The sequence below is a fragment of the Vibrio sp. 1249-1 genome (assembly GCF_033340495.1).
The window spans coordinates 600,783-614,501 of sequence record NZ_JAWOWJ010000002.1 but is presented as its reverse complement, the minus strand read 5'-3'; the positions used below and the strand labels follow the sequence as shown (position 1 = coordinate 614,501).

Here is a 13,719-nt window from a genome sequence, read left to right as displayed (position 1 = left end):
AGACTCAAGGAGAGCCACATGACGGACATCGTAGTATTTGGAGAAGATTTTGGTGGGTTACCCTCTTCCACTCAGCATATTGTCAAGCAACTAGCAGCGAACCATCGAATCCTTTGGGTTAACTCCATTGGCCTTCGTCAACCTAAGCTGGATTCTAAAGACATACAGCGTGCGTTAAACAAACTCACTCGTGTATTTCATAACGTAGGCTCACACAAGCCAACATTGGACTCTGAAACAAACCCAAACATTCACATCATCAACTTGCTCACCATTCCTGCCCCTAGTTCTGCATTAGCAAGAAAAGTGGCCGCTAAGATGATGAAACACCAACTCAATAAACAATTACAAGCTCTTGGTTTTGATAAGCCTGTATTTTGGACGTCGCTCCCGACTGCTGCCGATCTTTGTGCAGAAATGAACCCACGTGGACTGATTTACTATTGTGGCGATGACTTTAGCGCTTTAGCTGGTGTTGACCACGACACGGTGGCCAAGCACGAACGTACTCTTGTTAATGCGGCCAGCGTTATCTTTACGGCAAGCGAAACACTCTCCACCAAATTTCCATCTGGTAAAACCGTCACTTTGCCTCACGGTGTCGACTTTAGTCTGTTTTCTGAGCCAGCACCTAAGGCTGAAGATTTTCCTAATAATGGTCGCAAAGTGCTGGGCTTTTATGGCAGTTTGTCTGAATGGTTAGACTACGACTTAATTGCCCAAGTCGCAGACCAAGCGCCTGACTGGGATCTCGTGTTCATCGGCCCTAACGAGTTCAGTGATAATCCACTTCCACAAAGATGCAACGTATACTACCTGGGCCCGAGAGCGCATCACACTCTGCCACGTTACTCCCAACACTGGGATGCCAGTTGGTTGCCCTTTGTTGATAACGCTCAAGTCAAGGCATGTAATCCGCTTAAACTTCTTGAGTACTTGGCAACAGGAACCCCTGTTATCAGCACACCGTTTCCTGCATTAATGCCCTACAAGCATATGCTACATGTAGTTCAAAATTTAGAAGACGTATGTGCCAGTCTCGATCACTTGATCCCACCCCCAGCAAACTCAAAGCAATATGTTCAACAGCAAAGCTGGGAAGCAAGAGCCAACCAAGTTGAGAAATTAGTGAGGGCGCTATGAACGATTTAAGAGAAAACCTCAGCGTACTGTTACATGGAGCTTGGAGACGTCGCTACATGATCGTTATTCCTATGCTTGTATTGCCTGTGCTGGGTTTCATCGTAAGTAAACTGGTTCCGACGACTTATGTTGCTCATACCAGCATGCTTATTCAAGAGACAGCGAAAATGAACCCGTTCCTTCAAGACCTTGCCGTCTCAACAATGCTTAAAGACCGATTGAGCGCACTCAGTACTCTGCTAAAAAGCCGACACGTTTTGTATTCTGTCGCAAAAGAACAATCGCTGATCAATGACGAGATGAGTGCAAAAGAGCAAGAGTTCATCATAAAAGATCTTGCGTCGCGCCTGTCTGTTCAGCCACTCGGTAAAGACTTCATTCAAATTCAATTGCAAAGTGGTAAATCAGAAGGAATGGAGTCGATGCTGCTGTCTGTCAGAGAGCATTTTGTCGAACAGCTTTTGGCTCCTGAGCGTTCTTCGATTAAAGATTCGAGCCATTTTTTGACTATCCATATCAACAAACGCAGGGAAGAACTAGACAAGGCAGAGCAAGCCTTTGCAGAGTATAAAAATACTTACTCAGACGCGACGCCCGAAATGCAAGCTCAAAGCCTTACTCGCCTTGCTAGCCTCAAACAAACGCTAGCCGAAAAGGAGGCGGAGCTTGCTGGTGTTTCACGAAGTCTAGGCAGTTTGGATCAACAACTATCCAAAACGAACCCGGTTATCGGTAAACTGGAAGAGCAAATCATCGACATTCGTAGTGAACTTACCCTGCTTCGCGCTAAATACACAGAGGCGCATAGTTTAGTGCAAGGTAAGTTGCGAGAATTAAACCGGTTGGAGCAGGAACGCTCGGTACTCTTGAACTCTAAACAACCAGAACTAAACAGTGCTCAACTATGGGATATCGCGAGCAATACCACAGTAAACAGTCTTGGCGAAGCACAGCCTCTACTTGTCTCCCAACTACATCAATTACAAATGATGCGCGGACGTTTTGAAGCACTTACGGAAGAAACCAACAGCTTGCGAGACATGATCCAAGAATTAGAGCGAAATGCGCACCAATTTGGGAGCACGGCAACAGAAATCAACCGCTTAGCTCGTGACGTCGCAGTGAAGAGAGAAATGTATGACGAACTCGTCGAACGCTATGAGATGGCCCAACTAACAGGCTCTTTGGGAGAGTTTGAAGAGAATAAGCGCGTAAAAATCATTGATGAACCGTTCACGCCAACGATTCCAACTAACTTACCTAGTTTTGTATTTGTCATTTTAGGATTTATTGGTGGCGCTGGTTTAGGCATTGGATTAGCGACGATACTTGAGTTAGCCGATAACTCTATCCGCTCTAAAAGAGCATTAGAAAAACACCTTGGTGTTCCTGTCATCACCACTTTACCTAACGTAGTGTACGGAAACTAACCGCCATAAGAACTCATTTACAAGCACTCGGTCTGCGAGTGCTTTTCTTTTACTACTGCCTTATACAGCCTCATAGCATGTCCACTAATATGAATCTCAAATTGAGAATAAACATAAAGTCTCACAAGCATCAATATTAACTTATTGTTTTTAAATGATTAATTTTTTGGCACGCAGTCTGCAACTCCTAAATAAACAAAGAACTCAACGAGGGTTTGAAAATGGAATTCAGACAAAAACACAATAACACTAAGCACAGCAAAAAAGTGATATTACACGTCGTGCAACACTTAGCTCCTGGTGGTTTAGAAACGCTCGTACTAGAAATGCTTCGTTTTGCGCAGCCAAACCATTCCGTTTTTGTCGTGAGCTTAGAAGGAAGCAAAGAACATGCACTACAAGGCTGGCAAAAACTATTGCCCTACCAAGGCCAACTGCACTTTCTTAATAAGAAACCTGGATTCAGCGGAAAAACCATCAGTACGCTGACTTCCATGCTCAAAGGACTTAAGCCTGACGTGGTCCACACCCATCATATCGGCCCACTTCTGTATGGTGGTATTGCTGCACGTTTAGCGCACGTACCTGTAGTGATTCATACCGAGCACGACGCATGGCACCTTAATAACAAAAAATCAGCTCGACTACAGTCCCTTTTGCTAACGATGATTCGCCCGCAAGTAGTTGCCGATGCTAACTTTGTCGCCCATCAAATACAGACTAAGTTAAAGTATCGCAAAATTTGTACTATCCATAACGGGATTGACTGTCAGAAGTTTAAAAGCGGTGACCAAACGGCAACAAGACACTTGTTTGAACTTCCAACCGACAAAATCGTGATTGGCGTTGCCGGGCGTCTAGAAGCAGTTAAAGGCCATAAAGTGCTTATCGAAGCATTCTCTCATCTTACGCCAAACACACACCTAGCCATTGCTGGAGATGGTTCTCAGCGAGCTCAATTGGAAGCACAAGTTAGAACGTTAAAACTTGAAGATCGAGTAACCTTTTTAGGCTTGGTCGACGATATGCCCAGCTTTTACCAAAGCCTAGACTTGTTTTGCTTACCATCACTTCAAGAGGGATTTCCTCTCTCAACCCTCGAGGCTCAAGCATGTGACATTCCTTGCGTCGCGACGGATGTTGGCGGCGTGAAAGAGACGCTCTGTCCGAACAACAGCACACTGGTTGAAGCAAATCGCGTGTTTTCGTTGGCCGAAGCGTTATCACAGCAACTGGAATCATCACACCATTCTCCTCGAACTTTTATTCTCAAACACTTTGATATCAGAGACATGGTGAGTCGCTACTCACGTTTGGCCAAGGAGGCTAGCTATGAATGATTTACTTTGGATTATAGGGTTTGGTTTATCCGCGTTTTTGATTGTCTATCATCACGTTGGGTACCCACTGCTCCTTAAGTGGCTTCCTTTAAAACAGCAAGACGAAACCAAAGCACCATTTGTAGAGCGAGCTTACAAAGCCTCCAAAACAGACAGCCAGCTACCCTCTATTACTGTCATCGTGCCCGCCTACAATGAAGAACAATGGATAGCAGAGAAGATCCGTAACCTTGCGAGCCTAGACTACCCGAGGGATAAATTAAGAGTAGTGATCGCATGTGATGGCTGCACAGATAACACAGCCGAGATTGCTCAAGCGACAATTCAAGAAGCAATCTGCTCTGATACTCTGTTCATTATTAATGATCACCAAGTCAATCGCGGTAAAGTTGCCCTACTCAACGAAGAAATGCGTCATGTTAGCTCGGACATTACCGCACTGAGTGACACGTCGGCATTGATTTCTTGCGATTCTCTATTGCTAGCTAGTCAGCATTATCAAAATGAGAACGTTGGAGTGGTTAACGCAACATATCAAATAATGAGCACTGATAACCAAGGTGAAGCGGCGTATTGGCAATACCAGTCTCGAGTAAAGCACCAAGAATCTTTGTTAGGTTCAACGATTGGTTCCCACGGTGCGTTTTACACTTTCAGAACTCACTTATTTGAACCACTGGAAGTTAGCACCATTAATGACGACTTTATTCTCCCTATGAGAATCGTTTTGCGAGGCTATAGCGCTATTTACGAGCCAAACATGCTGGCTCTTGAACTAGAACAGAGCTCAGACAACGCAGATTTCAAGCGGCGCCTAAGAATTTCAGCGGGTAACATGCAGCAGCTCATGCAATTAAAGAAATTACTGCTACCTCGTTATCGTGGCACTGCCTTTGCATTTCTATCGGGAAAGGTTCTGCGCTTAGCAACACCCTATTTGATGATTGTTTGCTTTATTTGCTCACTACTACTGGCACACAATCCGCTGTTTCAAGTAATGCTGTCCGCACAAGTTGGTATTTATAGCATCGCGCTTATCACTTACTTGATGCCAGCACTTAACACAATTAAACCTTTTAAGCTGATTAGCTACATCGTCATTGGTCATCTCGCCAACTTTATCGGCGGTATGAAGTATTTACTCGGAATGGAAAATGGACGTTGGAAACGCGTCAACCAATAAGGAAAGCATCATGAAAAACTCACGCTACGATTCAAATGTATGCCACGCGAAAAGAACGTTTGATGTACTGGTTGCAATGTTTATTTTGCTCGTCACTGCACCGCTATTCCCATTTATCGCGCTAGCTATAAAAATCACATCGAAAGGCCCAGTGATCTATCGTCAACTGCGTGTTGGGCGCTGTACACCAGAAAAAATGGATCTTTTTCAAATCATGAAGTTTCGCACCATGTATATTGATGCAGAGCAACGCTCTGGCGCAGTATGGGCAACTGAAAATGATCCCCGCATCACGCCAGTAGGACGCTTTTTACGCAAAACGCGTTTAGATGAACTACCTCAACTGTTTAATGTGTTGAGAGGTGAAATGTCGATGATTGGACCGCGCCCAGAACGCCCAGCTTTCTACCAGAAATTGGAAGATGAAATCCCCTATTTTGTAGAGCGCACATATGGCGTGTTACCAGGTATCACAGGCTTAGCTCAGGTTAACCAAGGCTATGATGCATGCATTGAAGATGTAAGACGCAAAGTTGGGTTTGACCACAGTTACGCACTAAGCTTAGGTTCGTTTTACTCTTGGATTTCAATGGACCTTTCAATCATGAGCAAAACATTCGTTGTGATGATTGACGGACGAGGTCAATAGCTTCCGGTTCTGGTAACAGTCACTCTTGCCACTGGCGGCGCATCTTTTCTATCGTCGCTGGTGGCACGTCATGAATGCTTTGATACGCTCCGTGACACACTTTAATTTCCACCTCGATGCGCTTCTTCATGCAGTAGTCCATGTAACGCTTCATCTCCCAATGTCGAACAAACGTATTGCTCACAATCACGACTTTCCCTTTGTTCAACCACTTTCTAGTTTGCTGAAAACACCACTCATGCGCTTGAGGTAATTGAACCGGTTCAAAGTGATAATCACCTTCATCATTTTCAAAATACATGTCAGCTTCAAAATGCTTAGCACCAAGCTCTATTGCCAGTTGTTTTGCTAAGGTTGTTTTACCTGAACCCGGAAGTCCACGAATAAGAATGAGTTTAGCCAGTGACATAATGCAGTTTAATGAGGTGGAAATAAGCCTAAACTGTAACGAAATTATTGGAAAAGAAAAGTAGAAATAAAAAATGCCGAGCACATAAGGCTCGGCATTTAAACTCAATCATGGATCGCGTTGTATTTATTTGTAAGCTGGCAGTTCAGTTCTTAACCCTTTAACCAAACTGACACACATCAACAGCAGAACAAAAGTAAACGGTAATCCTGTTGCAACAACGCCTGATTGCAATGCTTGCAGGGCTTCTTTACCACCAACCCAAAGCATTACGGCTGCAATTGCACCTTCAATACACGCCCAGAAAATGCGTTGCGGTACTGGTGCATCAATCTTACCACCGGCGGTAATACTATCGATAACCAGCGAGCCAGAGTCTGACGATGTAATAAAGAATACCAGAATCAGCACGATAGAAAGCATTGAAATCACTGAGCTGTACGGAAGCGCATCGTAAACATGGAACAGAGTCAATGAAATATCAGTTAGGCCATTTGCACCTAGCTCACCAACTTTATTCACCACTTGGTCAAGCGCGATACCACCAAACACAGACATCCAAATCAAAGTAACAACTGTAGGAATAACGATGACTGCGAATAAGAATTCTCGAACCGTACGACCTTTAGACACACGCGCGATAAACATACCAACAAACGGTGACCAAGATACCCACCAAGCCCAGTAGAATACCGTCCAGCCGTGCATCCAAGTTTCATCTTCACGACCGTGAGGGTTACTCAATGGAATAATATTTTCAATGTAAGCCATTGTTGTGTCGCGTAGCGAGCTCCACGCCGTATCAAACGTGATGAAGGTAATGAAAATAAGCAGCGCAAACGCAACCACCATATTGACGTTACTCAGTAGCTTAACACCACCATCAATGCCACGAATCACTGATAACACCGCGATAAAGGTAACGAAGGTGATCACAATCATTTGTGTACCAATGCCGCCTTCTAGACCAAAGACATGGTTAATACCACTGGTCGCCTGCTGAGCACCTAGACCTAGCGACGTTGCAAGACCAAATAGCGTCGACAAAACGGCAAGGATATCAATAACGTGACCTAACCAACCCCATGCACGGTCACCAAAAATTGGATAGAACGCCGCGCGCAATGAAAGTGGTAAACCTTTGTTAAAGGCAAAAAACGCTAATGCTAGTGCAACGAGTGCGTAAATACTCCAACCATGCACACCCCAGTGGAACATAGTGGCACCCATCGCAAGGGATTTTGCTTCTTCGGTGTATGGTACTGCGTTAAGTGGCATTCCCCACCAATCAGTGAAATACGCGGTCGGCTCAGCCACACTCCAGAACAGAAGACCAATACCCATACCCGCGGCGAAAAGCATCGACAACCAAGAAACGGTTGAGTGATCCGGCGTTGCTTCTTTGCCACCTAAGCGGATTTTACCTAGCGGAGAAAAAAGAAGAGCAACGGCGAACAATAAGAAGAAGTTTGTCGACCACATAAAAAACGCATCAAACTGTTCGATAATTCCGTTTTTTAGACCGTTTAATACGTCACGAGCAGTGGTTGGCTCAACAAGAAGAAGTGAAATCAGACAGAAAACAACGAGCCCCGCACTAATGCCAAAAACCGGGTTATGTATATCGAATCCCCACTTTTGAACGTTATCCTGTCCAACCTGATAATCGGTTGTATCAATACTATATTTTTTAAATGCATTATCCATAAATACAAATTTAACGTGAATTTGAAACGCCCCTCAGGTGAGAAGAACTCCAATACCGCCCTCCATTAATTTGAACTCTAAAGTTTTAAAGCGGGACAAATTTTAGCAGCAATCACATATTTTTGCAAAAAGTCGTGATTTATTGCATTTTAAGCTCAATTCGAGACAGATGAAGGGGGAATAATATCAACACAAAAATTATGAGGTCTAACGATTGATTTTGTCGTAGGTTGTAGACTAGAAAAGACACAAGAAAGACTTAAGTTCATAGCCAGTCACAGCGCAAATAGAGAAGACCTGCGCTGATTTGGTTTCACAATTAACGACGAAACCAAATCAGCAAACCTTTCATCCAGCGAGCGTTATAAGAAATGGAAGGTGATGTTCCCTGTTACGCTGCTAACGGTATCGCTATCGCCTTCAATATCCACGCCAAACGCTTGATAACTCGCGCCCACAGACACATTGTCAAGCAAGAAGTATTCGGCACCAACACCATACATGTAAGAGACGCCATCATCTTTGTCTAAGTTTCTCAGTCCGCCGTCATAATCAACGTTGAATGCATTGATGCCGCCTTTTGCGTAAACGTGTAACGGGCCGAAGTCGATACTAGGTTTCGCCGCTAAATAGAATGAATCAAAATCAGCACTACCCCTGCTGCCACTCAAAGATAAATCCACTTTGCCGTGGTTAAAGTAGCCTGCTTCAATGCCAATGAATGGCAAAATACCAGTACCGACATGAATACCATAAGTTGTATCATTTTCGCTGTCGATATCGGACTGACCAATTTGACCACCAGCGTAAATCCAAGAGTCAGCCATTGCTGACGTTGAGCACAACGTTAGAGCGAATAACGAGAGTGTTTTTTTCATACTATCCCTTCCTGATCGATTCCTAAGCGAAACATTACGCAAATATGCGCATTTAATCGCCACTATATATTGGAAAGCATAGGCATTTTAAGACTCTAAAAGTGAATAATTTATGTTCAACTTTTGTTTTGTGACTTCCAGACAAAAAAACACCGACATAAAGCCGGTGTGTTTCATATGGTGTTAGAAAGCTTGACGCTTATAGGAAATGTAGTGTTGCGTTAACAGAGAACGTGCTGATATCGTCTTTACCAGCAGTGTAGTTCATGTAGCTAGCACCAACAGACATTGGGCCAAAAATGAAGTACTCAGCACCCACACCGTACATTAGGTCCAAATCGTCATCGTCTTTGCCGCCTTTCACTTTTTTGTCCCACTGATGGAAACCACCTTTTGCGTACACGTGTAGCGGACCGAAGTCGATGCTTGGCTTAAGTGCTGCGTAGTAAGAAGTTAGCTTAGTGTCTTGACCATTTACGTTGAACTCACCGTGTTGTGTTACACCAGCTTCAACACCAATGATAGGTAGAATGCCTGTACCAACGTGAACAGAGTATGATGTGTCCGTTTCACCTTTGTAGTCAGACTGACCTACTGTTGCACCACCGTAAATCCAAGAATCCGCCATTGCCGCAGAAGATGCGCCAAGTAGCGCCACTGCTAATAGAGTTTTTTTCATCATCTACCTTTACTCTTTATTATTCCCACGTCTGCATAACTCAGTCGTTGGTACTACAAATAAAGGGAGGCGAACTATTGCCTCCCAGAACTAAAAAATAATGCTTATTGAGTTACTAGCAATTAGTGTACCAGCAACTTCTTAAGCGATAATTACAAATCTGACACTATTTTACTGGTTGATTAGCAAGCATCAATCGCGTTTTTGACTCGTTTATCAGAAACAGGATAAGGAGTGCCTAATTGTTGAGCAAAGTAACTCACGCGAAGTTCTTCAATCATCCAACGCACTTCTTTTACATTTTCAGGAATGGCCACACCTTTCGGGATCTTGTTCAGCAACTCTTTATAGTCTTGAGTCACAGATTCAATCTTCAGCATATGTAAACGATCTTTGTTTGGATCGATTGGCAACTTCTCCATACGACGCTCTATCGCGCGCATGTAGCGAAGAATATCCGGCAAGCGCTTCCAGCCACATTCCGTTGCAAAGCCTTTGAAGATCAAGCCTTCAATTTGTGCTTTGATATCGGACAGAGCAAACGCCATTGTGAAGTCGATCTTGCCTTTTAGCTTCTTATTGATGCTAAACGCCGTGGTCAGAATAGTCTCAACCTGTTGAGCGATCTCTACAACGGTGTCACCCAATTCAGCACGAACGTGTTCTTTCAATGCTTCGAACTTCTCTGGCTCCCAAACTAAACCACCCTGCTCTTCAATAAGCTTATCGACACCGCAGGCAATGCAGTCATCTATCAGATCAAGCACTTTGCCGTAAGGGTTAAAATACAACCCCAACTTCGATTTGTTCGGTAAGTTAGCGTGCAAATATTTAATTGGAGACGGTACATTCAACAAAATCAAACGACGCTGGCCAGCGCGCATTGCGGTGATCTGCTCGTACTCCGTTTCGTAGAGTTTGATTTCAACGCTGTCTTTGGTATCAACAAGCGCCGGATACGCTTTTACATCGTAGCCGCCACGTTTTTGTTGATACACTTTCGGCAATTCTCCAAAACTCCACGTATGCAGACCTTGCTGTTCGATATCGTCATCCGCAACTTTGGAAAGCGTTTCTTGAACTTTGTCTTTCAAACTTTCTTTCAGTTCATGAAGGTCTTTGTTTTCCTTCAGTTTACGATTTCGGTGATCAACCGCACGAAACGTGACTTTCAAGTGCTCAGGTACTTGTTCCAAGTTCCAGTCTTCACGCAGCACTTCTACGCCCGTCATGCGTCGCAACTCTTTCTCCAATGAATCTAACAGCGGAGCTTCCATTGGCGTAACGCGCGCTAAGAATGCATCGGCATAGTTCGGCGCAGGCACAAAGTTCTTACGAATTGTCTTTGGCAACGATTTAATCAAGCTAACCACAAGCTCATGGCGTAAACCTGGGATCTGCCAGTCAAAGCCCGCTGGTTCAACTTGGTTTAAAATCGGCAACGGCAAATGCACTGTGACACCGTCACTATCATCGCCTGGTTCAAATTGGTAACTCAATTTGAGCTTCAAACCATTTTGATGCCAGAAGTTCGGGTAATCCAAATCGGTCACATGGCTAGCATCACCCTTGAATAGCATCTCTTTTTCAAAGTTCAGCAGTTCCGGATTTTCTTTAGATGCCTTTTTCCACCACGTATCGAAATGCTTACCAGACACCACTTCGGTGCCAACGCGTTGGTCATAGAAATCAAACAGCTCATCATCATCCACTAAGATGTCTCGACGACGAGATTTATGCTCAAGCTCTTCCACTTCTTGCAGAAGCTTACGGTTTTGCTTAAAGAACGCGTGTTTGGTTTCCCATTCACCCTCAACCAATGCACTACGAATGAAGATTTCGCGACTTATGGTCGAATCGATACTGCCGTAGTTGACCAAGCGTTTCGGTACGATTGGTACGCCGTAAAGCATGACTTTTTCGTGCGCCATCACCGCAGCGCGTTTCTTCGACCAATGTGGTTCGCTGTAACTGCGTTTAATAAGGTGTTTAGCTAACGGCTCAATCCATTCTGGCTGAATCTTTGCGATGATACGACCCCAAAGTTTTGAGGTTTCCACCAACTCAGCAGACATGATCCACTTAGGCTGTTTCTTGAATAGACCTGATGCAGGGAAGATATGGAAACGAGCATTACGCGCGCCTTGATATTCATTCTTTTCTTGGTCTTTCATGCCGATGTGCGACAGCAAACCAACCAAAATGGCACTGTGTACGCCATGGTAAGAAGCGGGCTCGTCGTTAAGCTTGAACTCCATCTCACGCATCGACTGATGAATTTGGAAGTACACGTCTTGCCACTCGCGAACGCGCAAGTAGTTCAAATAGTCTTGCTTACACTGTTTGCGGAACTGATTGCTAGACAAGGCTTTTTGCTGCTTTTGGATGTATTCCCACAAATTCACAAATGTCAGGAAGTCCGACTCTTCATGGAAGAAGCGACGATGTTTATCGTCTGAAGATTGTTGTTTGTCGGAAGGACGCTCGCGTGGATCTTGAATCGACAAGGCAGCTGCGATGATCATCACTTCTTTAAGCGCACCATATTTTGGCGCTTCCAATACCATACGCGCCAAGCGCGGATCGATTGGCAAACGCGCTAATTGGCGACCAATGGAAGTCAGGCGCTTTTTCGGGTCTTTTACCTCAGAGTTAATCGCACCAAGCTCTTCCAGCAAACGCACGCCGTCTTGGATGTTACGTTTATCCGGTGCTTCCACAAACGGAAACGCTTGAATATCACCCAAACCAAGTGCCGTCATTTGCAAGATAACCGACGCTAGATTGGTACGTAGGATTTCAGGATCAGTAAACTCTGGGCGTGACTCAAAATCTTCCTCTGAGTACAGACGAATACAAATACCCTCTTCCACACGACCACAACGACCTTTTCGCTGGTTCGCACTCGCCTGAGAAACTGGCTCAATTGGAAGACGCTGAACCTTAGTACGGTAACTGTATCGACTGATACGCGCCGTACCCGGGTCGATAACGTACTTAATGCCCGGAACAGTTAGCGAGGTTTCTGCCACGTTGGTTGCCAGTACAATTCGGCGACCAGTATGAGGTTGGAAAATCTTATTCTGCTCACCTGCCGACAAACGCGCGTAAAGCGGCACAATTTCCGTGCTCTTCAGATTACGTTTGGACAATGCATCTGCGGTATCACGGATTTCACGTTCACCGTTCATGAAAATCAGGATGTCACCTAAACCTTCATCGCACAGTTCGTCTACCGCTTCGAAGATGCCTTCAAGCTGGTCACGATCATTGTCGTCATCACCGCTTAGTGGGCGGTAACGTGTTTCTACTGGGTAAGTACGACCCGATACTTCAATGATTGGTGCATTGTTGAAGTGTTTTGAGAAGCGTTCTGGGTCGATGGTTGCCGACGTGATGATCACTTTCAAATCAGGACGACGTGGCAGCAACTCTTTCAAGTAACCCAAGATGAAATCGATGTTAAGGCTGCGCTCGTGCGCTTCATCGATAATGATGGTGTCGTATTGATTCAAGAAACGGTCATGCTGAATTTCAGCCAACAAGATACCGTCCGTCATCAATTTGATTTGGGTATTTTCAGAGATCTGATCGTTGAATCGAACCTTGTAACCAACAAACTCACCAAGCTTGGTTTCCATCTCTTCGGCAATACGGTTAGCAACCGAACGCGCTGCAAGACGACGAGGCTGAGTATGACCAATCAGGCCAAATTTACCGCGACCAAGCTCAGCACAGATTTTTGGTAGCTGAGTGGTTTTACCAGAACCGGTTTCACCCGCGACGATAACCACTTGGTTTTCTTCGATCGCTTTCGCAATATCGTCGCGTTTTTGGCTTACAGGCAGGATTTCTGGGTATTCAATCGTTGGTTTGTAGTTGCTGCGCTGCTCTGCAACCATCATGGATTTTGCGATGTCTAATGCGATTTCGTCGAACACAGCATTACGCGCTGCGTCCTTCTTAATTTTGCTTGCACCAGAAATACGTTTACTCAAGCGGAAACGGTCGCGCATCATGCACTGATTCAGCGCTTTACGCAGAGATGCCGCGCTATTAACTTGAGCCTGAGGTGTTTGAGCTTGTTTCGCTGTCGCTTTTTGCGCACCATTTGACGGTGTCGCTTGCTCTTCAGATAGATTCTTTTTTGGGGGCTGTGACGAAGTCAAAGCGTTTCCTATTCTTTTCATTACAAAAACTGCGCGGATTGTATCACACAAGATCTGTAACAAGATAACCGAAAGCTCATTCAATTTTTTCGAACATGTTCAGCGAATCGCTAGGCTTTTGAACTCACTTAC

10 protein-coding genes are annotated in these 13,719 nt (G+C 44.7%); 5 read left to right on the top strand and 5 right to left on the bottom strand.

All coding sequences use genetic code 11. From position 1 onward, the window contains the following. Positions 1-18: 18 nt before the first annotated feature. From R7Z50_RS06150 to R7Z50_RS06130, 5 genes are all read left to right on the top strand, one after another. Entirely contained in the window at positions 19-1,143 is a 1,125-nt protein-coding gene (locus R7Z50_RS06150) for a glycosyltransferase (RefSeq protein WP_158173879.1), read from the top strand. Further along, a complete protein-coding gene (locus tag R7Z50_RS06145) occupies positions 1,140-2,573 on the top strand; it encodes a GumC family protein (protein ID WP_005377649.1) in 1,434 nt (477 codons plus the stop codon). The genes R7Z50_RS06150 and R7Z50_RS06145 overlap by 4 nt, the downstream gene beginning before the upstream one ends. Before the next feature lie 221 nt (positions 2,574-2,794). Further along, positions 2,795-3,913 carry a glycosyltransferase gene (locus R7Z50_RS06140; protein WP_195723096.1) on the top strand — a complete coding sequence of 373 codons (1,119 nt, stop codon included), beginning with the start codon at positions 2,795-2,797 and terminating at the stop codon, positions 3,911-3,913. Next, positions 3,906-5,096 (top strand): glycosyltransferase family 2 protein, encoded by a 1,191-nt coding sequence (locus tag R7Z50_RS06135; RefSeq protein WP_042522924.1) that lies wholly within the window; start codon positions 3,906-3,908, stop codon positions 5,094-5,096. Before R7Z50_RS06140 ends, R7Z50_RS06135 begins: the two co-directional genes overlap by 8 nt. Positions 5,097-5,106: 10 nt before the next feature. Then, positions 5,107-5,745: a sugar transferase gene (locus R7Z50_RS06130; RefSeq protein WP_005394228.1), complete on the top strand. Its 639-nt coding sequence runs from the start codon at positions 5,107-5,109 to the stop codon at positions 5,743-5,745. Positions 5,746-5,764: 19 nt separating this feature from the next. Here the strand turns inward: R7Z50_RS06130 and R7Z50_RS06125 are convergent, their stop codons facing one another. The 5 genes from R7Z50_RS06125 to hrpA form a co-directional block, all read right to left on the bottom strand. Further along, positions 5,765-6,154, bottom strand: coding sequence for an AAA family ATPase (locus R7Z50_RS06125; RefSeq protein ID WP_151514762.1), 390 nt, complete (start codon positions 6,152-6,154; stop codon positions 5,765-5,767). 126 nt (positions 6,155-6,280) lie between these two features. After that, positions 6,281-7,861, bottom strand: coding sequence for a BCCT family transporter (locus R7Z50_RS06120; RefSeq protein WP_005377659.1), 1,581 nt, complete (start codon positions 7,859-7,861; stop codon positions 6,281-6,283). Between the two features lie 362 nt (positions 7,862-8,223). Next, entirely contained in the window at positions 8,224-8,739 is a 516-nt protein-coding gene (locus tag R7Z50_RS06115) for an outer membrane beta-barrel protein (protein ID WP_005377661.1), read from the bottom strand. 199 nt (positions 8,740-8,938) lie between these two features. Then, positions 8,939-9,418 carry an outer membrane beta-barrel protein gene (locus R7Z50_RS06110; protein ID WP_021033871.1) on the bottom strand — a complete coding sequence of 160 codons (480 nt, stop codon included), beginning with the start codon at positions 9,416-9,418 and terminating at the stop codon, positions 8,939-8,941. A 182-nt stretch (positions 9,419-9,600) separates the two neighbouring features. Further along, positions 9,601-13,587, bottom strand: coding sequence for an ATP-dependent RNA helicase HrpA (gene hrpA / locus R7Z50_RS06105; RefSeq protein ID WP_395219502.1), 3,987 nt, complete (start codon positions 13,585-13,587; stop codon positions 9,601-9,603). Between the last annotated feature and the right edge of the window lie 132 nt (positions 13,588-13,719).

Bases quoted from the DNA above. Each gene is read 5' to 3' on its own strand.
- R7Z50_RS06120 (WP_005377659.1), bottom strand. From the start codon at position 7,861: ATGGATAATGCATTTAAAAAATATAGTATTGATACAACCGATTATCAG.
- R7Z50_RS06130 (WP_005394228.1), top strand. From the start codon at position 5,107: ATGAAAAACTCACGCTACGATTCAAATGTATGCCACGCGAAAAGAACG.
- R7Z50_RS06110 (WP_021033871.1), bottom strand. From the start codon at position 9,418: ATGAAAAAAACTCTATTAGCAGTGGCGCTACTTGGCGCATCTTCTGCG.
- R7Z50_RS06145 (WP_005377649.1), top strand. From the start codon at position 1,140: ATGAACGATTTAAGAGAAAACCTCAGCGTACTGTTACATGGAGCTTGG.
- R7Z50_RS06115 (WP_005377661.1), bottom strand. From the start codon at position 8,739: ATGAAAAAAACACTCTCGTTATTCGCTCTAACGTTGTGCTCAACGTCA.
- R7Z50_RS06140 (WP_195723096.1), top strand. From the start codon at position 2,795: ATGGAATTCAGACAAAAACACAATAACACTAAGCACAGCAAAAAAGTG.
- R7Z50_RS06135 (WP_042522924.1), top strand. From the start codon at position 3,906: ATGAATGATTTACTTTGGATTATAGGGTTTGGTTTATCCGCGTTTTTG.
- R7Z50_RS06125 (WP_151514762.1), bottom strand. From the start codon at position 6,154: ATGTCACTGGCTAAACTCATTCTTATTCGTGGACTTCCGGGTTCAGGT.
- R7Z50_RS06150 (WP_158173879.1), top strand. From the start codon at position 19: ATGACGGACATCGTAGTATTTGGAGAAGATTTTGGTGGGTTACCCTCT.